The sequence below is a fragment of the Streptomyces sp. NPDC007164 genome (assembly GCF_040634135.1).
In the GTDB taxonomy this organism is placed as follows: domain Bacteria; phylum Actinomycetota; class Actinomycetes; order Streptomycetales; family Streptomycetaceae; genus Streptomyces; species Streptomyces sanglieri.
Genome location: NZ_JBEYFB010000008.1, coordinates 15,915 through 37,016 on the forward strand (window position 1 = coordinate 15,915; position 21,102 = coordinate 37,016).

A 21,102-nucleotide genomic window follows, 5' to 3' on the forward strand; every position below is an offset into this window, starting at 1 on the left:
ATGCGTCGGCCCCCGGCCGGCGGCAACCCGGACCACTTTCCGGGCCGCCGACCGGGGCCCGGCCCCTCCCCGACCCGGCACAGTCCCCTCCCCGCCCCCTCCCCGACCCCGCACAGTCCCCGACCCGGACTCTCTCCGGCCCCGACCCGGACTCTCCCCGGCCCCGACCCGGTCTCTCACGGGCCCCGACCGGCCCCCGACGCTCTCCGCGGCGCCCTCCGCGGCACCCGCCACAGCGCTCCCGGCGGGTGCTCGGCGTGCGGCCCCGATCCGCCTGCCGTACCGTGATTCCGACGGCCACCCAAGCCGTGGCGGATCCGCTTCCGCCCACGAACGGCTAGAACTCAGTCTTCGACGGTCGGCCCGTCCGCGCCCGTTCCAGGGGTACCTGACCCGGCGCCGGAATCCACCAGTGAATCCCCATCCGCGCAACGCCGCGCGTGCGGAACCGTGGTGGCCGCCTCCGGCCGGGAAGCCCCGGAACCCTTCGGGCCCGGCCGTGTTGGACCATGTCCGCTTAGGAGGAGTTCCATGGCGGTTCTCTGCAAGCCGGCCATTGCGGTTCCCGAGTACGTCATCACCAACGAGGAAACCCTCGACCTGGCTCGACGGCTGCACGGCGACCACCCGCAGATCGACCTGGTCCTTCGTCTCATCGAACACACCGGGGTGCAGAAACGGCATCTGATCCAGCCGATCGACAAGGTGTTGCAGCACCCGGGCTTCGACGCCCGCAGCGTCACCTACGAACAACACACCAAGGCCCGGGTACCGGCGGTGGTGCGCCAGGCGCTCGACCAGGCCGAACTGGAGCCGCAGCAGATCGACTTGATCGTCTACGTCTCCTGCACCGGCTTCATGATGCCGCCGCCGACCGCGTGGCTCATCGGTGAGATGGGCTTCCGGCCGGAGACCCGGCAGCTGCCGATCGCCCAGCTCGGCTGCGCCGCGGGCGGTGCGGCCGTCAACCGGGCCCACGACTTCTGCACCGCGTACCCCGACGGCAATGTGCTGATCGTGGCCTGCGAGTTCTGCTCGCTCTGTTACCAGCCCACCGACCTGGGTGTCGGATCGCTGCTGTCCAACGGGCTGTTCGGCGACGGCATAGCCGCCGTCGTGCTCCGCGGCAGCGGCGGCACCGGGGTCCGTCTGGAGCGCAACGGCTCGTACGTCATCCCGGCCACCGAGGACTGGATCTCCTACGCGGTCCGGTCCACCGGGTTCCACTTCCAGCTCGACAAGCGGGTGCCCGGCACGATGGAGCCCCTCGCACCGGCCCTGGAGGCGGTCGCCGAGGAGAACCAGTGGAACGCGGGCAAGATGGACTTCTACATCATCCACGCGGGCGGACCGCGCATCCTGGACGACCTGAGCCACTTCCTGGACGTACCGCCCGAGGCGTTCCGCTTCAGCCGGGCCACGCTCACCGAGTACGGCAACATAGCCAGCGCCGTGGTGCTCGACGCCCTCGGCCGCATGTTCGACGAGGCATCGGCCCTCGACGGCCACCGGGGTCTGATGGCCGGCTTCGGCCCCGGCATCACCGCCGAGATCTCGCTGGGCACCTGGACGAGCGAGTCCGAGTCCTGACGCCCTCCGGTCCCCCGGCCCCAGAGCCCGCCAGGCATCTGCGGACCGGGGGACGCGCCCCGGCCGTCTCCCGTCCCCGGGCGTCTCCCGTCCTGGGTGGGGCGGCGCGCGTCGCGGCCCGATGTCAGTGCCGGGTGCCAGACTCGAAGACATGACCGAACGGTGGGCTCTGGCCATGACGGAGACCGGCGGCGCCCTCCTCGCCCCGCTGGACCCCACCGGCCTGCCCGCCGCCCCCGTCGTCGCCGAACCCGACCTGGTGGAGGCGGTCCGCTCCCGCCCCGACGTCACCCGCTGGGTGTGGCGGTCCACCGCCGAGATCTACCCTCGGCTGCTCGCGGCCGGCGTCCCCGTGGGCCGTTGTTACGACATCGAGGTCGCCGAATCCCTCCTCCTCGCCCACGAGGGCCGGCTAGGTGAGCCCCGTTCCGCTGCCGCCGCCCACGCCCGCCTCCGGGGCGCCCCCGTACCCCCCGATCCCCCGGCCCGCTCAGCGGAGCCCGGCTCGCAGTCCTCGCTCTTCGAGCCCCGCTCCGGCACCCGGCTCCCCTTCGAGGACCTGCTCCAGGTGTACGCCGACCAGCTCCGCAGGCACGACGCCACCGAGCACCCGGGCAGGATGCGGCTGCTCACGGCCGCCGAGTCGGCCGGCATGCTGGTCGCCGCCGAGATGAACAGGTCCGGTCTGCCCTGGCGCGCCGATGTCCACCGGCAGGTCCTGGACGAGCTGCTCGGCGAGCGTTACGCGGGCGGCGGCGAGCCCCGCAGGCTGGCCGAGCTGGCCGACGAGGTCTCCGCCGCCTTCGGCAGACGGGTCCGCCCCGACCTCCCCGCCGACGTGATCAAGGCGTTCGCGCAGGCCGGCATCAAGGTGAGGTCCACCCGCCGCTGGGAGCTGGAGGAGCTGGACCACCCGGCGGTGCAGCCCCTCGTCCAGTACAAGAAGCTGTACCGGATCTGGACGGCGCACGGCTGGAGCTGGCTCCAGGACTGGGTGCGCGACGGTCGCTTCCGCCCCGAGTACCTGCCGGGCGGCACGGTCAGCGGCCGCTGGACGACCAACGGCGGCGGGGCGCTCCAGATCCCCAAGGTGATACGGCGGGCGGTCGTCGCCGACGAGGGCTGGCGGCTGGTCGTCGCGGACGCCGACCAGATGGAACCCCGGGTGCTCGCCGCGATCTCCCGCGACCGCGGCCTGATGGAGGTGGCGGGCCACGAAGGCGATCTGTACACGGCGCTGTCGGACCGGGCGTTCCACGGCGACCGGGACCACGCCAAGATCGCACTGCTGGGCGCCGTCTACGGCCAGACCTCGGGCGACGGCCTGAAGAATCTGGCCGCCCTGCGCCGGAGGTTCCCGCTGGCCGTGGCCTATGTCGACGATGCCGCGAAGGCGGGCGAGGAAGGACGTCTCGTACGGACGTGGCTGGGCCGGACCAGCCCGCCCGCCGTCGGGAGCGGGGCCGACGAGGAGGCCGGTATCCCTCAGGAGGGCGCCGACCCGCCCTCCGCCGACAGCGGGTTCACCCCCGGCTACGCGTCGTCGAACGCCCGCGCGCGGGGCCGCTTCACCCGTAACTTCGTGGTGCAGGGCAGCGCGGCCGACTGGGCGCTGCTGCTCCTGGCCGCCCTGCGCCAATCGCTCGGCTCGGCCGGTCTGCGGGCGGAGCTGGTCTTCTTCCAGCACGACGAGGTGATCGTGCACTGCCCCCAGGAGGAGGCGGAGACCGTCGTGGAGGCGATCCGGGCGGCCGGTGAGCTGGCCGGGCGGACCGCCTTCGGTGATACGCCGGTGCGTTTCCCGTTCACTACGGCGGTGGTGGAGCGTTATTCGGACGCGAAGTAGTGCCCGGGGCGGACCCGGGTGCGGTGCCGGGGCCCTCGCCGAACCCGGCGAGCCCGTGGTCGTAGTGCGCCGGACGCAGATGCTGATGCCGGTGCCGGGCGTTGAGCAGATGGATGACGAACGCTGCGATCGCGATCATCGCGAGGACGACCACGACCATGACCAGGGTGTCCATGCGATACCGGCCCCCTTCGATGCGCAGGCCGACACGAGCGGCTCACCGGGAGCCGTACGCCTCCAGGCTACTCCGCCGACCGGAGCGCGCCCCCGGGAAGAATCCCCGGGAGCGCGCCCGCGCAGCGGCGTACCCCCCCCCCCCCCCCCCACTGAGCTGTCTGCCTACCCGCGTTCCCACAGCGCGGGGACGTTCGGCGGTTCCCAGCCGGCCATGGCCGAGTGCGCCTGCAGACAGCGATATGTGGCGCCGCCGTACGTGACGCGGTCTCCCGCGCTGTAGAGCGTCCCGGCCGCCCAGGTGGAGCCGGGCGGGTCGGTCGGCGGGTCGGTGGGCGGAACGGTCGGCCCCTGGTCGACGTCGAGGACGAAGTCGAACGTCCCCTCCCGCCCGGAGCCGATCTCCCGGACGTTCATCAGGAGCGCCGGGTCGAAGATCGAGTCGGTGTTGTTGCGCGGTTCGTCGGGGAAGTACAGCTGGGTGGTCAGGATGCCCGAGCCGGGCGCCTGGACCTTCACATGGATGTGGCGCGTGCGCCCCGGGTACAGCCCCGGCACGATCGTGGTCAGGCTGAAGGCCCCCGACTGATCGGTGAACTGGTGCCCGCGGAAGGCGAATCCGCTCATGTCGTACGCGCCGTTGGTGTCGGCCTGCCAGAAGTCCAGCAACGCTCCGGGGACGGGCTTGCAGCTCCGCCCGAAGACATAGCCGCTCACGGTCAGCGGGACGCCGGGCGTGCCTGCGGTCACCAGGCTCGTGCGGAGCGGGGAGTTGGGCTTGAAGTAGGGCCCCTCGATCTGCTCGTGGGTCGGGCCGTCGCCGTCGTCGCAGTTCGGCGTGGGCGCCGGCGGCCGGCCACCGGTACCGGCGTCGCGGGCCAGCGCGACGCCGCCGCCCGCGAGCAGCGGGACGGTGCCGGCCACGAGCGCGGCCTTGAGCAGGGTCTTGCGGCTGATCCGGCGGTCGCCGTCCGGGCCTTCGGTCGGTTCTGGGGTCATGGCTGATTCCTCGGGTGGGGGAAGGGCACGTGCATGACACGGAGCAGGAGCGGGAGGTGCGCAGCGGGGGGTGCGCGCCGCCCGGCCGGGAGGCGTGGAGTTGAGGCCGGGCGGGCGCGGTGATCGGCGGCGGCCCCGTCGGAGCCGCCGGACCGGCCGGTTCGTGGGAGACCGGCCGGAGTGCGGGGCGGCCGTCAGATGCGCTGCCAGAGGGCCGGGACATTCGGCGGCGTCCAGCCGGGCTGCGCCTGGTGGGGCTGGAGGCAGCGGTAGCTGTCGGAGCCGTACGTCACGACATCGCCCGCCGCGTACGTCGTGCCCTGCGCCCAGCTGCCGCCCGGTTCGGTCGGCGGGTCGGTCGGGTCGGGCGGGGTGCCGTTGGTGACCAGGGTGAGTCCGTACGCCTGGAGCGCCGGGTTCACCGGCTGGAAGTACGTCGTACCGCCCTGGGAGCAGTTGCCGGAGCCGCCGGAGGTGACGCCCTGCGCCTGGCTGCCCGAGATGAACGAGCCGCCGGAGTCGCCGGGTTCGGCGCACACATTGGTGCGGGTGACGCCGGAGACCGTGCCCTCCTGGTAGGTGACGCTGGTGTTGCGCTGCTGGACCGTCCCGCAGTGCCAGCCGGTCGTCGAGCCGGAGCGGCAGATCGACGCCCCCTCCAGCGCCTCGGTGGACCCGGTGACCGTCACATCGCCGTTGCCGTAGCCGTTCACCAGGGCGCGCGGCGTCCAGCCGGTGTTGGTGGCGACCCAGGAGTAGTCGCGGCCGGGGAAGGTGGAGCCCTGGAAGGAGCCCTGGGCCTGCTGGTTGTACCCGCTGGTACTGACCCCGGGCGTCCCGCAGTGACCGGCGCTGACGAAGCCGGACTGGCTGCTGCCGCGCTTGACGGGGAAGCCTATGGAGCAGCGTCCCGAGCCGTTCATGTAGTACGCGTCACCGCCCCGGAGATCGGTGAACGTACGGGGCCGCTCCGCCGACCGACGCACCGTCACCAGATCGCGCGGCACTCCCGCCTCGGCGAGGAACCCATCGGCGGCCGAGGCGCGGGCGGCCTGCACGACGACCCGGTTGGTGGCCACGTCGACGTACCAGACGGGCACCCCCTCGGGGGCCCGGCGCAGCGCGACGCGGTCCAACGCGGCCTTGGCGGAGTCGAGTTCGGCCTGACTGTGCTCGACGACGACGGGCCTGGCACCGGCCTCGCGGATCCGGGCGGCGTCCGAGGCGTCGGTGGTGGCCACGGTCAGGGCCGCGTCGTCACCGCTCACCCGGGCCCCGGCGAAGTCCGCGCCGAGGGAGTACTTCAGCCCGGCGGCGACGGCCGCCGCCCGGGCCTCATGGCCGATCCGGCCGCGCGCCTCGTCGGCGGACAGTCCGAGATCGCGCCGCATGGCCTTCAGCAGACCGGGCGAGAGCTGCCCGGTCCCCGTGGCGGTGGGGGTGCGGAACTGCGAAGCCGGATCGGCGGATGCACTGCCGGTCAGGCCGGCCAGCGCGAGCGCACCGACGGCCACGGTGGCGGTACACGCGGCCAGGGCACGTCTGCGGAGCACGGAGCTCTCCACGGAACTCTCCTTGACTTCGGGGGAATTGCCGCCAAGGTAGCCGCGTACACGTCATCCCCAGGAGATCCCGTTCACCCCCTCACTTCGCGTTATGGGGCCCGGCCGGCCGCCACGGCGCCCCGCTCCGTGGTCGTGCCGGGGAGGTCCACATACGCCGCCGATCCCCGTAGGTTCGCCCCATGCGAATAGGTGAGCTACTGGGTTCCGGCCGATCCGCCGATGTGTACGCACTCGACGACACGTGGGTGCTGCGCCACTACCGCGACGGCATGGACGCCACTCCTGAGTGGATGGTCATGTCCTACCTCGGCGCACACGGCTTCCCGGTCCCCCGCCTCGGCCCCCGGGACTCGGAGACACCCCCCTGCGACCTGGTGCTGCAACGCCTGACCGGCCCGACGATGCTGGAATCCCTGCTGGCCGGCGAGGTGTCGGCGGCCGACGCGGCAGCCGTGCTGGCCGGGCTGCTCGCCGAACTCCACACCGTCCCGGCCCGGCTCTCCCCGGACCCCGAGGACCGGATCCTCCACCTGGACCTGCACCCGGACAACGTGATGCTGACGGACCGGGGCCCGGTGGTGATCGACTGGAGCAGCACCAGGGAGGGCGTCCCGGCCGCGGACCGGGCGACGACGTCCCTGATCCTGGCCCAGGCAGCGGTTGATCCCGGGTTCCCGGCGCCGGCGGACGCCCGCGCCCTGCTGGACGAACTGCTGCCGTACTTCTCCGCGTCCGGCGGCATCCCCGCCCGTCACCTGGCCGAGGCCGCCTCGCGACGCGCCGCCAACCCGACGACGAGCCCGAGCGAGGTGGCACTCATCGGCGAGGCGGCATCCCTGATCACCGAACTGACGGCCTGAACACCGGCACCGCCCGGCTCACTTCGCGGCGGGCTGAGCCGGCAGCGAATAGACGTGCTGCGGGGTCACGACGCGGGTGATCGCCTCACCGAAGAGGGTGCTCGGCTCCGAACCCCGGTAGTCGGTGTCCGTGTTGAGGAGCACGACCAGGGTCGCCCTGGACTCCGGCAGGTAGATGACCAGGGCTTCGTACCCCGGCAGCGAGCCGTTGTGCCCGATCCAGCCATGGGCGTCGAAGATGCCCAGGCCGTAGCCGGTGTCCGGCAGATTGCTGGGGACCGTCTTCAGCCGCTCGGCCTGGGTGGCCGGGCTGAGCAGCGTGCCGGTGGCGAGCACCCGGGCCCAGGTCCGCAGGTCCCGCTGGTCGGAGATCGCGCCTCCGGCGGCCCATGCCCAGGAGGGGTTCCAGTACGTGGCGTTCTCGGTCCGGCCGCTCGCGGTCTGGTCGGTGTACCCCTGGGCGTGCGGGGCGGGGAACGCCGCGGTCCGGGGCAGGAACGTGTGGTTCATGCCCGCCGGCTCGAAGACGTACTGTTCGAGGTAGTCCGCCAGCGGCCGGCCACTCGCCTTCTCCACCACGAGCCCCAGCAGAATCGCGTTGGTGTTGGAGTACTCGAACTTCTCGCCCGGCCGGAACTGCATGGGGTGCTTGAAGGAGTAGTTCAGCAACTCCTGTGGTGTGAACGGCCGTTGCGGGTCGCTCGTCAGCGCCTTGAAGAAGTCCGGATCCATGGAGTAGTTGAAGAGCCCGCTGCGCATCCCCGCCAGCTCGCGCAAGGTGATCCGGTCCCCGTCGGGAACCCCCTTCACATACTTGCCGATCGGATCGTCCAGCCGGACCTTCCCCCGGTCGACCAGGGTGAGCAGCGCCGTCACCGTGAACGTCTTGGTCACACTGCCGACCCGCATGTTCAGACCGGTCGACATGGGTGCCCCGGAACTCTTGTCGGCGACCCCGAAGGCCCGGACGTAACTCCCCTTGCCCGGAACCCAGAGCCCGACCGTGACGCCGGGCACCCGCGCATCCCCCATGACCTGGCGCACCGCTCGGTCCAGCTGCTTTGCCACGGCGGGGGTGAGCGGCGGGAACTCCTCGGTCGGCGACGCCGACGACGAAGACGAGGGAGGTGAGGGAGGTGAGGGAGGTGAGGGAGGTGAGGAAGACGAAGCGGATACGGAGGGTGACGGAGCCGTCTCGGACCGGGCCGCTCCCACCGGCACCGTAACGGCCAACAACCCGGCGGCCGCCACGGCTGCGGCCCCCCTGCGCAGTCGTATGTGCGAGCGCGTCATGGGCCGACTCCCGTCACGAGAGAACAGGACTCCACAAGCAGCGTAGGCCCGGAGCGCCGGTGCCGCACGGACAGGGACGGCCGCCGGAATCCGAACACGGCCCGCGTCGGCGCACGGACAGGGGCCGCCGCCGGGGTCCGAACACGGCCGACGTCCGCGCACGGCCGCGATGCGGCACCCGACGGCTCAGGACGACCAGCCCACCGCCGCACCTCCCACGAACGGCAGCAGCCGTTCCGCCTCCTGTTCCAGGGCCGCCCGGTCGGGGTCGGCAAGCGGGCGGAGCGGGGCGAGCCGCAGTGTGCCGGTGTCCAGGGACCACGTTCCGTGGACCCGGCCGTCGACCAGGAAGGTGGGGCGCACCCGGGCCTGGCCGGGCATCACGTGTCTGCGGTCCTCGTCGCTGATGACGCGGGTGCGGTCGGCGTGGCCGAGCAGGACGTTGTCGAAGGCCGGCAGCAGCCGCACCGGGGCGGGGGTCTCGGGGTCGGGCAGCTCCGCGCCCGCCAGGTCGAACAGTTCCCGGCCGTCCGGGTCGCGGTGGCGGCGCAGTTCGCCGCGCATCTCCGCGACGACCTCGCCGAGGCGGGTCAGCCCGCACCAGGCCTGGGCGTCCTTCACCCCGGCGGGGCCGAAGGCGGCCAGATAGCGGCGGATCAGCTCCTTCGCCGATTCCCTGACGGCGGTCGCCGACGCCCGGTCCGCCATCGGGCGGCCCAGCCAGGCATCGGCGGGCGTGACGGAGACCGCCGACCGGTTGCCCCAGGAGCCCCACGCGCCGGTGGCCGCGCCGTGGACGAGGGGGGTGCTCAGCTCCGCCTGGCCGGCCAGGATCCGCCCGTCGCGTCCCGGGTGGCGTTCGGCCAGCCGCCGGGCCAGCTCCTTGCGGGAAAGGGGTTCGCCCGCGAGCAGGCCGAGCGCGTCGGACACCAGGGACGCCGGGTCCAGGCCGGTGCTGTTCCGGGTGAAGTGCGGGGAGGCCGCGGTGCGGTCGAGCACGGGTTGCAGCAGCGGCCGCAGCCGACGGAAGTCGTCGGCCGCGGCGAGGTGCTGGGTACTGCGGAGCAGGCCGGACCTGACCACCTGCCGGTCCTCCAGCAGCCTGGTGAGCCGGGGCTGCGTGAAGCCGTTGATCCTGCTCCACAGCCCTACATAGGCCCAGTTGGGCTCCTGCGCCTGGAGCGCGACCAGCCGCCCGATCACCTCCAGCGGAGTGCGATCGGTACGGGCCAGCAGGAACTGGCGGTCCATCAGTGACCGGTTCAGGGCCCGGCGGGAGAGAGTGGTCACGACAGCCGCACCGACACATTGCCCCGGTAGGCCCCCTGGAGCAGGGCGAGGAACGCCGCCGGCACGTCCTCGATACCGCCCTCGACGACCGTCTGCGGGTAGACGAAGTCGTCCGCGTCCAGCCAGGTGCTGAAGTGCTTCTGCCAGGCCGCGATCTGATCGGGTGTGTGGTGGCAGGAGAACGGCAGCAGCTCCACGTTCCTGGCCTCGGCCGCCGCGCGGTCGGGGGTCGGGAAGCGCTCCGCCGCGTCGCCGAGCTGGCTCGACAGCGAGCCGCACAGCGCGAAGCGCGCCCCGGGCCGGGCCACCTGCAACGCGGCCTCGTACTGCGCGCCGCCCACGACGTCGAAGAACACCGAGATGCCGTCGGGCGCGAGCTCCCTCAGCCGGTCGGCCGGGAGACCGTCGTGGTAGTCGAACGCGGCGTCGTAACCGAGCTCGTTCACCAGGTAGTCGACCTTCTCCGGGCTTCCGGCGCTGCCGATCACCCGCGCCGCGCCGAGGCGCCTGGCGATCTGCCCGGCCAGCGAGCCGATCCCGCCCGCCGCACCGGAGACGAACACCACGTCGCCCTCACCCACGGCCGCCACGTCGGCCATTCCGTAGTACGCGGTCGGCCCCTGGCCGAGGTGGTGGCCGGGGTCGGGGAAGAGCCCGCGGTCGAGCTTGACGTACCCGGCGGCCGGACCCGCCGAGTACTCGCTCCAGCCGGTCATCGACCGGACCAGGTCACCGGCGGCGAGCCCGGGGCTGTCGGACCGGACGACGGTGCCGACGGCGGCCACTCCCACCCGTCGGCCGGGCTGCCAGGCGGGCACCGGGATGGTGCAGTCGGCCCGCATCAGCTCCAGGTACGTCGCGGCGAGCCCCACCTGGTCGGTCCGCACCAGGACCTCGCCCTCCACCTCCGTCTCGGCGACGGTGAAGTGGCCGGGCGTGGGGACGCCGGTGATCTGCGCGGTCAGCTGGATCTCACGGGTGATCATTTCTTGGTCCTCGCGTCGGTCCGGTTGGTTCGGTTCGGCCTTCGAGACCGACCCTAGGGAGGCTTCCGGTCACTTTCCGGCCGGAAGTCGCGAGAGGATCCCGGGATGGCGAACACCAGCTCACGGACGCTCAGACTGCTCTCACTGCTGCAGACCCACCGCCACTGGCCCGGCCTGGAGCTGGCCGGCCAGCTCGGGGTGTCCGAGCGGACCCTGCGCCGCGACATCGACCGGCTGCGCGAGCTCGGCTACCCGGTCAGCGCGGCCCGGGGCACGGACGGCGGCTACCAGCTCGCGCCCGGCGCCGTACTGCCCCCGCTGCTGCTGGACGACGAGGAGGCGGTGGCTCTCGCGGTCGGCATCGGCGACGCCGCGCAGAGCGGGATCGCGGGGATGGAGGAGGCGTCCCTGCGGGCACTGACCAAGGTGGTACGGGTCCTGCCGCCCCGGCTCCGGGCCAGGGTGGACGCCCTGCGCGCGGTGACCGTCTCCGCCTCCGCGTCCGGGCCGGCCGTCGCGGCGGGCGTGCTCACCGCGATCGCCCAGGCGTGCCGGGACGAGGAACGGCTGCGGTTCGGCTACGCGTCCAGGGGCTCGGCACCGGCCGAGCGCGAGGTCGAGCCGCACCGCGTCGTCGCCACCGGCGGACGCTGGTACCTGGTCGCCTACGACCTGCGCCGGCACGACTGGCGCAGCTTCCGCCTCGACCGGCTGACGGGTCCGACGGCGACCGGCACCCGCTTCCGCCCCCGCCCGCTCCCGGCCGAGGACGCCGCGGCCTTCGTCCGGGCGGCGAGCGGCGCCCCGGCCCCGTACACGGTCGAGGCCCTGGTCCACGCGCCCGCCGCGCGGGTACGGCAGGCGGTCGGCCGGTGGGGCACGGTCGAACCGCTCGCCCCGGACAGCTGCCGCCTCACCATGACCTCCACCTCCCTCGACTGGCCGGCCCAGGCGCTGGGCAACGTGGGCGCGGAGTTCGAGGTCCTGGGACCGCCGGAGTTCGCCGCACACGTCCAGGACTGGGGCGCCCGCTTCCTCCGCGCCACCGGCAAGGCAACGACGAACCCCAGGTCAGAGGCCTGACCTGGGGTTCGTCCCGGACTGCGGACCGAGACCTGCGCGCTACGAGCGCCTGCGCACTGCGAGTAGCTGCGCGCACGGGACTGTGCACGTACGTGGCTGTGCGCGTGGCCCCGTACCGCGTCACTCCTCGTCGCGCAGCCGGGCCGCCAGCGAGGTCAGCGGCTCGGCTTCCCCGGTGTGGCCCAGGGCGGTCAGGCGGGAGACCGCCGCGGCGAGGCGCGGAAGGGCGGCACCCGGGCGTTCCAGGTAGATGCCCTCCACAGCAGCCGTGAGACGGACGCACTCGGCCCACTCACCGGCGTGGTCCTCCCCCCTCTCCGGCGTCGGCTCGCCGAGCAGGGCGAGAGCCTTCTCCAGGGCCGCCAGGGCGTCCTCGTACTCACCGGCGTAGGCATTGACCCGCCCGTGCTCGTAGGCCAGGGCGGTGTCCAGGGAACGGCCCTGGGCCTCGTACTCGGCGGCGCGGGCCTCCTCGGCGATCCGGCCGACGTCGGCGAGGTTGGCGAGGGCGTCGGCCAGGCCCTCGGCGCCCTGCCGCTCCGCCTGGAGACGGGCGAGTTCGCGCAGGCAGCCGCTGAGCTGCTCGTAGCGCGGGGCGCGGGCATGGGCGGCGATCGCCTGCTCCGCGGCCTCGCGCGCCCGGCCGAACTCGCCGGACTCGCCGAGGAGTACGGCCGTCTCCGCGGCGATCATGGCGTGGCTCCCCGGGTCGTCGTCCCAGCCCGCCGACTCGGCCGCGAGCGCGACGAACTCCGTCGTGGCGGCCTTGAGGTCCTCGCCCGTGTGCAGCGCGCGGGCTCGGGTCAGGCGCAGCTGGACGACGAGCCGGTCGTCCACCTCTCCGGCGGCGACGTCCGGTTCGGCCAGGAGCGAGTCGAGCAGCGCGATGCAGTCCTCGACGCGGCCCAGGTCGAGGCAGAGCTGAGCGGCATTGCTGTAGGCGCAGTACGCGTCCGTCCGGCTGCCCCGGCGCAGCTCCTGCTCCGCCGAGCGCGTCAGGTGCCGCAGTGCCTCGTCGGGGCGGCCGAGGTGCATGCAGGCCTCGGCCAGATCGGCGTGCAGGCGGGCGGTGTCGACCACGTCGGCCGGCCAGTCGGCGGCCAGCCGCAGCCCCTCGGCCAGGTCCGCCTGCGCGGTCTGCGCGTCCCGGAGGCCGAGCTGGAGCCGGCCGCGCAGCGCGAGCGTGCGGGGCAGGTGCCAGGCGGGGCCGTGCGCCTTCAGCCGGTCGAGGACGCCGTCGATCACGGTGACCGCGGCGGGCAGGTCGCCGGCGAGGGCGTGGGTGGTGGCCCGCAGCAGCAGGGCACCGGAGATCTGCCCGCCGAGATCGTGCCGGGTGGCGAACGCGAGCAGCAGGTCGGCCTCGGCGAGAACCGGTGCGACGTGCGCCTCGTCCCCCGACGTCTGCAGCCGCATGCCCAGCGCGGTCGCCCGCAACCGCAGCAGGCGGGCCTCCTGGTGCGGGGCGAGACCGGACGCCTCCTCGTGCAGGCGAACCATGGCCGCGTGAGCAGCGGCCAGCGCGGCAACCTTCACCTCGGCACCCTCGGCCTCACCGGCCCCACCAGCCCCACTGGCCTCACCGGCCTCACCGGCCTCACCAGCCCCACCAGCCCCACCAGCACCCTCGGCCTCACCGGCACCCTCGACAGGGATCTCCGCAACGGCGAGCAGGGCACAAGCACGCGCGACCGCCGCGTCGCCCTGCGCTCCGGCGTCGTCGTACAGGCCCGCGGCCTCCTCGTGGAGAGCGGCGGCCTCGGCGAACTCGTCCTTCTCGCCAATCCGGCTCGCCTCGTCGCTCAGCAGGTCCGCCCGCAGCTGTGCGAGCGGGCCCACGGCCGGATCGTCGGGGTGGGTGTATTCGCGGGAGGCGGCGAGCGTGTGCAGCTTCGCCCAGCACGCCCGCGCGTCCGGGTGCCCCTGCTCGTCCAGCGTCCGTGCCCGGAGGATGAGTTCGGGCAGCGAATCCGGGACCTCGGCGGCCGTACGGGCGGCGGGCGCGGCGACCGGTGCGGCCGGGGCGGCCGCCGGGGTCACTTCGTCGAGGCCGCGGGTGCGCAGGGTCAGTTCCAGCGCGTCCACGAGCGGCGCGCGGTCGAGGCGGGCCCTGCGGCGGTCGGTGTGGGCCGTGGTTCCGTTGCGGGCGTCGAAGCGGGCGGCGAGGTCGTCGGCGCGGTCCCGCACTTCGGCGCGCAGGCCGGCCACCGTCCAGGTGCGGCCCGCGTATCCGGCGGCGGGCAGCTCGCCGTGTCCCAGGGACTCGACGCGCTGGAGGAGCACTTCCACACCGGTGAGGAAGTCGAACAGGTCCAGCGGCGAGTCCACCTCGCCGAACAGGTTCCGGTTCTCGGCGAGCAGTTCCAGGCCGCGCGCCTCGTTGCCGGTCAGCGCGCAGAACTCCAGGTGCCGGCCCACCTCTCCCGCCATCGACGGGTTGCGGCGGCAGCTGCGGTAACCGGTCAGGTGCAGTTCGCGGGCCCGGTCGGCGCGGCCGTCGCGCAGCAGGGGCAGCAGCGCGTACGAGACGGAACGGGCCGGCTCCTCCTGGCAGGACTCCTTCCCGGCCAGGACGGGTTCCCAGGCGCTCAGCGCCCGTTCGTCGTCGCCCGCCGCGAGGTGGTAGAGGGCGCGCTCGCAGATCTCGCAGGCCTCGCAGTCGCTGAGCCCGGTCCGGGAGCGGCCCGCCCACAGCTCGTAGGCGAGGGTGGTGCCCTCACCGATGTGGGCGGCGAGCTGATACGCCTGCCCGTAGTAGGGCTGGAGGCCCAGTCCGGCCTTCTCGTACCGGTCGCGCATCTCCGTGAGCCACTGGCGCAGGCTGGAAAGGGGTATCTCGGGCAGCACGCGCAGCGCGTCGGCCACCCACTTGAACCGCCAGAACAGCGTGTGGCGCCGACGCTCGTCGAACACATCGGGCTGCTCGTCGAACAGGTTGAGCAGACGGGCGAAGACGACCGGCGACTTCCGGGGCTCGGAGCCGTAGGTGTAGGCCTCCTGGAGCTCGAAGAGCGCGTGGACGAGCGGGACGGGCTCGGCGAACTGCTCGGCGGCGTCCACCAGTTCCTCGGCGGTGACCGTGCGGGTGCGGCCGTAGGGGCGCCGGTCGTTCTCCTCCAGCGCCTGGTACAGCTCGTCGGTGTTCTGGGGTGCGGTCGGCATCGTCAGCTGTCCTTGCGGAGGGCGTGGGCGAGGAGGTCGAGGAAGGAGCGGTTGATGAGGCTCGATTCGGCGGGTCTGAGCGGGCGCCTGGACAGCAGCACGGCCTGCCCGTAGAGGGCTTCGGCGCTGGTACGGGCCAGCTCCGGCTCCTCGATGGCGACGGCGGCGCGGACCAGCGGGTTCAGCTGGTTGAGGATCAGCTGGGCCCGCGGGGCCTCCTGGCGCAGGGCGCCGAGGATGTCGCCCCACACGCCGCCCTCCTGCTCACGGGCGAGCTGGGAGCGGGTCCGCTCGTGCCGGGCCTCGCGGCTGTCGACGAGGAGGGCGGGAGCGGAGGCGGGCTGGAAGGTGCGCAGCGCGACATCGCAGTCGAAGACGGCGAGGGCGTCGCGGGCCAGGGCGAGGTAAGCCACGGCGGCCAGTTCCGTCTCGCGGTCGACGGGGTCGAGGTGGGCGGTGAGGGTCGCCGGGTCGAGGTCGGCGACAGCGGCCTCGGGCCTGATCTCGGGCAGCCGGTGGACCAGTTCACGGTCGTACGTGTAGCCGCCGTTGACGACGCCGAGCCCGGCGGCCGAGGCGATCGCCGCGACCTGCCGGAACTCCTCCACGCTCGATGTCACGAGCACGGTGCGGTGGGTGCGCGCGAACTCGTCGAGAGTGGTGTGCCCGTCGGTGGTCTCGAACGGCAGCCAGGGCAGCAGCATCCGCAGGATCTCGTCGTCGTGCACCGCGAGCGACTTCACGGCCAGGTGGTGGGCCTGGAGGAACCGGCCGAGCAGGTCCGGATCGCTGGCGGCGGCCCTGGCTATCCACTCGCGCAGCCGCTCGGCGAGGGCGTCGCGGACGGCGGCGAGAGTGTCGTCCTCGTACAGGGACTCGCGGGACGCCGTCGGGCGCAGGCCCTCGGCGTCGATGACACAGCGGACGAAGAACGCCCACTCGGGCAGGAGTTCCTCGGCCTGCTCGGACAGCAGCATGCCCTTGACGTGCACGCGATGGCCATGGCGGCGCCCGGCCGGCACCGCCTCGGGCAGCACGCACGCGATGCCCTTCAGGCCGACGGCCGGCAGGTCCAGCTCGATGGTGTCCAGCGGCGTGAACCCGAAGACCCCCTCCCCGTACGCGGCCAGCGCCCGGGAACGTGCGCCCGGCGTGGGGTACGTACGGGCCCAGGGCGCGGGCTCCGGATTGACGGCCACGCCTGCTCCCCCCGTGCCGTCGTCGAAGGTCACCGGGTGGCGCAGCAGGGAGCCGAAGTGCCGGGCCAGCACGTGCACCTGGGCCGGCCTAGTCCACTCGCCCGCGTCGGCGCGCGGCGTCAGCGTGACGGTGGTCCCGGGGCGGGTGCGGGCGGACGCGGGCAGGGTGCGCACGGTGTAGCTGCCGTCGCCGCGCCCCCGCCACTCCACGGCGGGTGCGTCGGGGGTGCGGGCGGAGCGGCTCAGGACATGGATCTCGTCCGCGACCAGGAAGCAGGAGAGCAGCCCGATGCCGAACTGGCCGATGAAGTCGCCGCGTTGCTCGGCGATCCGCTCGGCGCGCTTGCTGCTGCGGCCGATCGTGGCGAGGAAGCTGTGTACGTCGGCCTCGGTGAGACCGACGCCGTCGTCCTCGACGCGTACCGCCGAACCGTCGGCGTACAGGCGGATGCCGAAGGCGTCGGCGGGGGCGTCCGGTGCGAGTCCGCGCCGGGCGGTCAGCGCGTCCACCGCGTTCTGCAGGAGCTCGCGGAGGTAGACGCGTGGGCTGGAGTAGAGGTGGTGGGAGAGGAGATCGACGAGGCCGCGCAGATCCACCTGGAAGGTGCGATCGGCGCCGGCCGGGTTCGCTGCGGTGTCGGGCAGAGTCATCGGGCAGTCCGGGGTGAAAGGGGCGACGGGTGGCGGGGGTACGGCCGCAAGCGGCTCCGGCGGCAGCCGGAACCAGGACCGGGACCGGCGTGCGCTCAGGCGCGACGCTGGTGGCGGGCGAACTGTTTCTCGGGCTCCGCGAAGTAGGACCAGGGCCATTCGGTGCGGGCGCCGTCGAGCGCCTGGAAGACGCGCCGGACCGTGTGGCGCTCACCAGCCAGCGACAGGGCCATGGCGAACATGTTGAAGTCCTGCTGCCAGCCCGGCTGCCGCACGTAGTCGGAGTGGAGAATGCTGCGATCGGCCGCGATCCTCAACTCCGCCTGGATTTCAGGAGTTTCGAGGCACCCCGCATGTTCCGACTCGACCCATTCCTCGATGTGCGCCATGGCGATCACACAGCCGATCCGGTGCCCCTGCGGAGCACGGGCGAACGCGTCGCGGGCGAACGCCAGGGCCTGGCCCGGTTCGCCGCTCCAGCGGGGCTGCAACTGCGAAACCCAGTCGATGTGGGTCTCCAGGTCCAGCGGATCACGGCGCAGGGCGGCGTCGAGCCGGGTCCTGTTGACGACCGGGCCCAGCGACATGCCCCGGCCGGAGGTGAGCAGGCAGCGCCACGGCGTGATCCACTCCGGCCGCAGCTCGGCGGCTTCGAACAACTGCTCCTCGGCAAGGTCGAGCCGCTCGTGGAAGACCCGCCACTGTTCCTGCGTGACGTTCACCGCACGCTCGGCCGTACGCGCCTCCCAGCCCCAGACGACGTGACGCGCCCCGGATATCAGCAGGGCCGTGGCCCGGTGCTCCTTGTCCTCCTCGACGGCACGGCCGATCCAGTCCTGCACACCGTCCAGGTCGGCCAACTGGCCCAGGACCTTGTGGTCGTGGCCGAGATCGAAGGGGCGCAGCGCCGCCTTGACCGCCTCCCAGTCACCCGCATCCGCCGCCTCCACCAGCGCGAGCACCCGCGCGTCCCCGAGCGCGCGCAGCGTGTACACCCCGTTCCTCCGCCGCCTCGGCACGGGCAGGGCATTCGAATCCGCCGCCGGCCCCTCCCCGCCCCCACCGAACAGCCTGCCGAACATACCGAGCCCTCCCCTGGTCCCGCGCGATCGTCCGGTGCAGCATAAGCGGCCCCACCGACATCGCTTCCACAGAGTTTTCACGGGGGCTCCACACCACGGCCCCGAAGGCCATTCATGACGAAAAAACCCCAGGTCAAAATCTTGACCTGGGGTTTTCCACGGAGCCGCCTTCGGGATTCGAACCCGAGACCTACGCATTACGAGTGCGTTGCTCTGGCCAACTGAGCTAAGGCGGCACGCCCTGTCGCACCATGGTGCGATCAGCAGCGTCGCCAAGTCTACACAGTTTCCGAGGGTGCTCCGCACCAGCCTCGTTCCGGGGGATTTACGCAGGTCAGTGGCGAGGTGGGGTGGTCAGGAGCACTTCTTGTCCTTGGCCGGCGGGGTGCCTTCCAGGAGGTAGGTGTTGATCGCCGAGTCGATGCAGTCGCTGCCGCGGCCGTACGCCGTGTGGCCGTCGCCCTGGTAGGTGAGAAGGGTGCCGGAGGAGAGCTGGCCGGCCAGGGACTGGGCCCACTTGTACGGGGTGGCCGGGTCGCGGGTGGTGCCGACCACCACGATCGGGGCCGCGCCCTTCGCCTCGATGCGGTGCGGGGTGCCGGTGGGCGGGACCGGCCAGTGGGCGCAGTTCAGGGCGGCCCAGGCGAAGGCCTTGCCGAAGACCGGGGAGGCCTTCTCGAAGCTGGGAACGGCCCGGGTGACGGCCTTGGCGTCGGCGAAGGCGGACGGCTGGTCCAGGCAGTTCACGGCGGCGTTGGCGAACATCAGGTTGGCGTACGTGCCGTTCGGCCGGCGCTCGTAGTAGCTGTCCGACAGGGCCAGGAGGCCGGAGCCGTCGCCCTTCTGCGCGGCGGTGAGGGCCTCGCGGAGCTGGGGCCAGGCCGACTCGTCGTACATGGCGGCGATGACCCCGGTCGTGCCCAGGGATTCGGTGAGCCTGCGGGACTCGCCGGTGGCGATCGGCCGGGCGTCGAGGTCGGCGAAGAGCCGCTTCAGCCGGGTGGCGGCATCGGCGGTCGAGGTGGCGCCGAGCGGGCAGTCCTTCTGCTTCACGCAGTCGGCGGCGAAGGCCTGGAACGCGGTCTCGAAGCCCGCCGTCTGGTCGCGGTTCAGCGCGACGGCGTCGAGCGACGGGTCCATCGCGCCGTCCAGGACCAGCCGGCCGACCCGGGCCGGGAAGAGTCCCGCGTACGTCGCACCGAGGAAGGTGCCGTACGACGCCCCGACGTAGTGCAGCCGCTCGTCACCGAGCAGGGCTCGCAGCATGTCCATGTCGCGAGCGGTCTCGACGGTGGAGACATGGGGCAGGATCTCGCCGGAGCGCTCCTCGCAGCCGTTCGCGAACTTCTTGTACGCGCCGCCCAGCTCGGTGACCTCGGCCGCGTCGTCCGGGGTCTGGTCGACCTCGGTGTACGTATCCATCTGCGGACCGGTGAGGCACACGACGGGCTCGCTGCGGGCCACTCCGCGCGGGTCGATGGCGACCATGTCGTACCGGGCCCGGACCTGGGCCGGGTAGCCGATGGCCGCGTAGCTCTGGAGATATTCGATGGCCGACCCGCCGGGGCCGCCCGGGTTCACCAGGAGGGAGCCGATCCGCTTGCCGGGGCCGGTGGCCTTCTTGCGGGAGACGGCCAGCTTGATCTCGCCGCCGTCCGGCTTCTTGTAGTCCAGCGGCGCCTTCATCGTGCTGCACTGGAACCCCTCGACGCCGCAGTCCCGCCACTTCAGTTGCTGCGCGTAGTACGGCTTGAGCCCGGCGGGCACTGCCGACCCGGGCGATGCGGACGGCGAGGCACTCGTCGAACTGCCGCTGCTGCAGCCGGAGATGAGCAGGCCGGCGGTGCCGAGCGTGGTGGCGAGAATCCGGAGCGAGCGCCTGGTGTTCATCCCCGGAGCGTAGTCGCCATGTGACGACTCGCCCCGATTCGCTCCCCGTAGGGGTGAACGCACGATCATGAATGAGCGATCGTGAACGGGGTGATTCGGGTGTGTGGGCGGGGTTGGCGGGTCGGCCGCGGTGTCAGCCCGCGCGCAGGGCCATCGTCATCGCCTCCACCGCGAGCAGCGGCGCCACGTTGCGGTCCAGTGCCCGGCGGCAGGCGATCACCGCCTCTATCCGGCGCAGGGTGCGCTCGGGTGTGGAGGAGCGGGCGATGCGGTCGAGCGCGTCCTGTGCGTCCGCGTTGGCGATGGCGATCCCCGAGCCGAGCTGGATGGCCAGCACGTCACGGTAGAAGCCGGTCAGATCGGTGAGCGCCAGATCGAGGCTGTCGCGCTGCGTACGTGTCTTGCGGCGCTTCTGCCGGTCCTCCAGCTCCTTCATCACGCCCGCGGTACCCCGCGGCAGCCGTCCCCCGGCGACGGCGCCGAGCGCGGCCTTCATCTCCTCCGTCTCCTTGACGTCGACCTCCTCGGAGACCTGCTTGGCGTCGTCGGTGGCGGTGTCGATCAGCTCCTGGGCGGCCTTGAGGCAGCCCCCGATGTCCTCGACCCGCAACGGAAGCTTGAGCACGGCGGCGCGGCGCGAGCGGGCCCGCTCGTCGGTGGCGAGGCGGCGGGCCCTGCCGATGTGTCCCTGCGTGGCCCGGGCGGCGGACGCGGCCCGCTCCGGGTCGATGCCGTCACGCCTGATCAGGACGTCGGCGACCGCGTCGACCGGGGGCGTGCGCAGCGTGAGGTGGCGGCAGCGGGAGCGGATGGTGGGCAGCACGTCTTCGAGGGAGGGCGCGCAGAGCAGCCACACCGTGCGGGGCGCGGGCTCCTCGACCGCCTTCAGCAGTACGTTCCCGGCGCCCTCGGTGAGGCGGTCGGCATCCTCCAGGACGATGACCTGCCAGCGGCCGACGGCCGGGGAGAGCTGGGCGCGGCGGACCAGCTCGCGGGTCTCCTTCACACCGATGGAGAGCAGGTCCGTACGGACCACCTCTACGTCGGCGTGCGTACCGATGAGGCTGGTGTGGCAGCCGTCGCAGAAGCCGCAGCCGGGTGCTCCGCCCAGGGCGCGGTCGGGGCTGGTGCACTGGAGGGCGGCGGCGAAGGCCCGGGCGGCGGTGGAACGGCCGGAGCCCGGGGGGCCCGTGAACAGCCAGGCGTGGGTCATCTTCGACCCCGGCTGGACCGATTCCCCCGCCGAATGGGCGGTGACCAGCGCATCGGCGTCCCGGGCGGCGGCACCGAGCTGCTCCTGCACCCGGTCCTGGCCGACCAGGTCGTCCCATACGGTCATGGGTCACCGCCGTTCCTGCTCGTCGCTGCTTGTTGCTACCGGCTCGTTGCTCGCCGGTCGCTGCTTGTCACTGCTCGTTGTTGCCGGCTGCTA

Annotated in this window: 15 protein-coding genes and 1 tRNA gene; 4 read left to right on the plus strand and 12 right to left on the minus strand. The window is 72.8% G+C overall.

Annotated elements, in window-relative coordinates; genetic code table 11:
- Positions 1 to 531: 531 nt before the first annotated feature.
- The gene (locus ABZ622_RS13730) at positions 532 to 1,590 is read left to right on the plus strand and encodes a type III polyketide synthase (RefSeq protein WP_360542677.1); all 1,059 of its coding nucleotides are present in this window, start codon (positions 532 to 534) and stop codon (positions 1,588 to 1,590) included.
- A gap of 151 nt (positions 1,591 to 1,741) precedes the next feature.
- Positions 1,742 to 3,436: a bifunctional 3'-5' exonuclease/DNA polymerase gene (locus tag ABZ622_RS13735; RefSeq protein WP_360542679.1), complete on the plus strand. Its 1,695-nt coding sequence runs from the start codon at positions 1,742 to 1,744 to the stop codon at positions 3,434 to 3,436.
- On the opposite strand, the gene ABZ622_RS13740 is transcribed toward ABZ622_RS13735, so the two are convergent.
- The 3 genes from ABZ622_RS13740 to ABZ622_RS13750 all read right to left on the minus strand — a co-directional run bounded on the left by ABZ622_RS13740 (position 3,399) and on the right by ABZ622_RS13750 (position 6,174).
- Positions 3,399 to 3,611: a hypothetical protein gene (locus ABZ622_RS13740; protein ID WP_124719520.1), complete on the minus strand. Its 213-nt coding sequence runs from the start codon at positions 3,609 to 3,611 to the stop codon at positions 3,399 to 3,401. The genes ABZ622_RS13735 and ABZ622_RS13740 overlap by 38 nt on opposite strands.
- A 164-nt stretch (positions 3,612 to 3,775) precedes the next feature.
- Entirely contained in the window at positions 3,776 to 4,609 is an 834-nt protein-coding gene (locus ABZ622_RS13745; protein WP_360542681.1) for a carbohydrate-binding protein, read from the minus strand.
- Between the two features lie 194 nt (positions 4,610 to 4,803).
- Positions 4,804 to 6,174 (minus strand): alpha-lytic protease prodomain-containing protein, encoded by a 1,371-nt coding sequence (locus tag ABZ622_RS13750; protein WP_360542683.1) that lies wholly within the window; start codon positions 6,172 to 6,174, stop codon positions 4,804 to 4,806.
- 179 nt (positions 6,175 to 6,353) lie between these two features.
- Here ABZ622_RS13750 and ABZ622_RS13755 point away from each other — a divergent pair, with 179 nt between their 5' ends.
- Positions 6,354 to 7,034: a phosphotransferase gene (locus ABZ622_RS13755; RefSeq protein ID WP_360542685.1), complete on the plus strand. Its 681-nt coding sequence runs from the start codon at positions 6,354 to 6,356 to the stop codon at positions 7,032 to 7,034.
- 18 nt (positions 7,035 to 7,052) lie between these two features.
- Here the strand turns inward: ABZ622_RS13755 and ABZ622_RS13760 are convergent, their stop codons facing one another.
- The 3 genes from ABZ622_RS13760 to ABZ622_RS13770 all read right to left on the minus strand — a co-directional run bounded on the left by ABZ622_RS13760 (position 7,053) and on the right by ABZ622_RS13770 (position 10,603).
- On the minus strand, positions 7,053 to 8,102 hold the full coding sequence (locus ABZ622_RS13760) for a serine hydrolase domain-containing protein (RefSeq protein ID WP_360542687.1): 1,050 nt from the start codon (positions 8,100 to 8,102) through the stop codon (positions 7,053 to 7,055).
- Positions 8,103 to 8,513: 411 nt separating this feature from the next.
- A complete protein-coding gene (locus tag ABZ622_RS13765; RefSeq protein WP_360542689.1) occupies positions 8,514 to 9,617 on the minus strand; it encodes a winged helix DNA-binding domain-containing protein in 1,104 nt (367 codons plus the stop codon).
- Entirely contained in the window at positions 9,614 to 10,603 is a 990-nt protein-coding gene (locus ABZ622_RS13770) for an NADP-dependent oxidoreductase (RefSeq protein ID WP_360542691.1), read from the minus strand. Before ABZ622_RS13770 ends, ABZ622_RS13765 begins: the two co-directional genes overlap by 4 nt.
- Positions 10,604 to 10,708: 105 nt before the next feature.
- Here ABZ622_RS13770 and ABZ622_RS13775 point away from each other — a divergent pair, with 105 nt between their 5' ends.
- The gene (locus ABZ622_RS13775) at positions 10,709 to 11,686 is read left to right on the plus strand and encodes a YafY family protein (RefSeq protein ID WP_360542693.1); all 978 of its coding nucleotides are present in this window, start codon (positions 10,709 to 10,711) and stop codon (positions 11,684 to 11,686) included.
- Between the two features lie 120 nt (positions 11,687 to 11,806).
- Here the strand turns inward: ABZ622_RS13775 and ABZ622_RS13780 are convergent, their stop codons facing one another.
- From ABZ622_RS13780 to ABZ622_RS13805, 6 genes are all read right to left on the minus strand, one after another.
- A complete protein-coding gene (locus ABZ622_RS13780; RefSeq protein ID WP_360542695.1) occupies positions 11,807 to 14,848 on the minus strand; it encodes a hypothetical protein in 3,042 nt (1,013 codons plus the stop codon).
- A gap of 2 nt (positions 14,849 to 14,850) precedes the next feature.
- Entirely contained in the window at positions 14,851 to 16,698 is a 1,848-nt protein-coding gene (locus tag ABZ622_RS13785; protein WP_360542697.1) for an HSP90 family protein, read from the minus strand.
- 95 nt (positions 16,699 to 16,793) lie between these two features.
- The gene (locus ABZ622_RS13790; protein WP_360542699.1) at positions 16,794 to 17,780 is read right to left on the minus strand and encodes a hypothetical protein; all 987 of its coding nucleotides are present in this window, start codon (positions 17,778 to 17,780) and stop codon (positions 16,794 to 16,796) included.
- Positions 17,781 to 17,942: 162 nt separating this feature from the next.
- Positions 17,943 to 18,016, minus strand: a tRNA-Thr gene (locus ABZ622_RS13795).
- 118 nt (positions 18,017 to 18,134) lie between these two features.
- The gene (locus ABZ622_RS13800) at positions 18,135 to 19,670 is read right to left on the minus strand and encodes an alpha/beta hydrolase (protein WP_360542701.1); all 1,536 of its coding nucleotides are present in this window, start codon (positions 19,668 to 19,670) and stop codon (positions 18,135 to 18,137) included.
- Positions 19,671 to 19,803: 133 nt separating this feature from the next.
- Complete coding sequence (locus tag ABZ622_RS13805) at positions 19,804 to 21,009, minus strand: DNA polymerase III subunit delta' (protein WP_360542703.1); 1,206 nt, start codon at positions 21,007 to 21,009, stop codon at positions 19,804 to 19,806.
- Positions 21,010 to 21,102 lie beyond the last annotated feature (93 nt).

Coding starts and splice junctions, on each gene's coding strand:
- ABZ622_RS13730 (WP_360542677.1), top strand. CDS start 532: ATGGCGGTTCTCTGCAAGCCGGCCATTGCGGTTCCCGAGTACGTCATC.
- ABZ622_RS13735 (WP_360542679.1), top strand. CDS start 1,742: ATGACCGAACGGTGGGCTCTGGCCATGACGGAGACCGGCGGCGCCCTC.
- ABZ622_RS13740 (WP_124719520.1), bottom strand. CDS start 3,611: ATGGACACCCTGGTCATGGTCGTGGTCGTCCTCGCGATGATCGCGATC.
- ABZ622_RS13745 (WP_360542681.1), bottom strand. CDS start 4,609: ATGACCCCAGAACCGACCGAAGGCCCGGACGGCGACCGCCGGATCAGC.
- ABZ622_RS13755 (WP_360542685.1), top strand. CDS start 6,354: ATGCGAATAGGTGAGCTACTGGGTTCCGGCCGATCCGCCGATGTGTAC.
- ABZ622_RS13770 (WP_360542691.1), bottom strand. CDS start 10,603: ATGATCACCCGTGAGATCCAGCTGACCGCGCAGATCACCGGCGTCCCC.
- ABZ622_RS13775 (WP_360542693.1), top strand. CDS start 10,709: ATGGCGAACACCAGCTCACGGACGCTCAGACTGCTCTCACTGCTGCAG.
- ABZ622_RS13780 (WP_360542695.1), bottom strand. CDS start 14,848: ATGCCGACCGCACCCCAGAACACCGACGAGCTGTACCAGGCGCTGGAG.
- ABZ622_RS13785 (WP_360542697.1), bottom strand. CDS start 16,698: ATGACTCTGCCCGACACCGCAGCGAACCCGGCCGGCGCCGATCGCACC.
- ABZ622_RS13790 (WP_360542699.1), bottom strand. CDS start 17,780: ATGTTCGGCAGGCTGTTCGGTGGGGGCGGGGAGGGGCCGGCGGCGGAT.
- ABZ622_RS13800 (WP_360542701.1), bottom strand. CDS start 19,670: ATGAACACCAGGCGCTCGCTCCGGATTCTCGCCACCACGCTCGGCACC.
- ABZ622_RS13805 (WP_360542703.1), bottom strand. CDS start 21,009: ATGACCGTATGGGACGACCTGGTCGGCCAGGACCGGGTGCAGGAGCAG.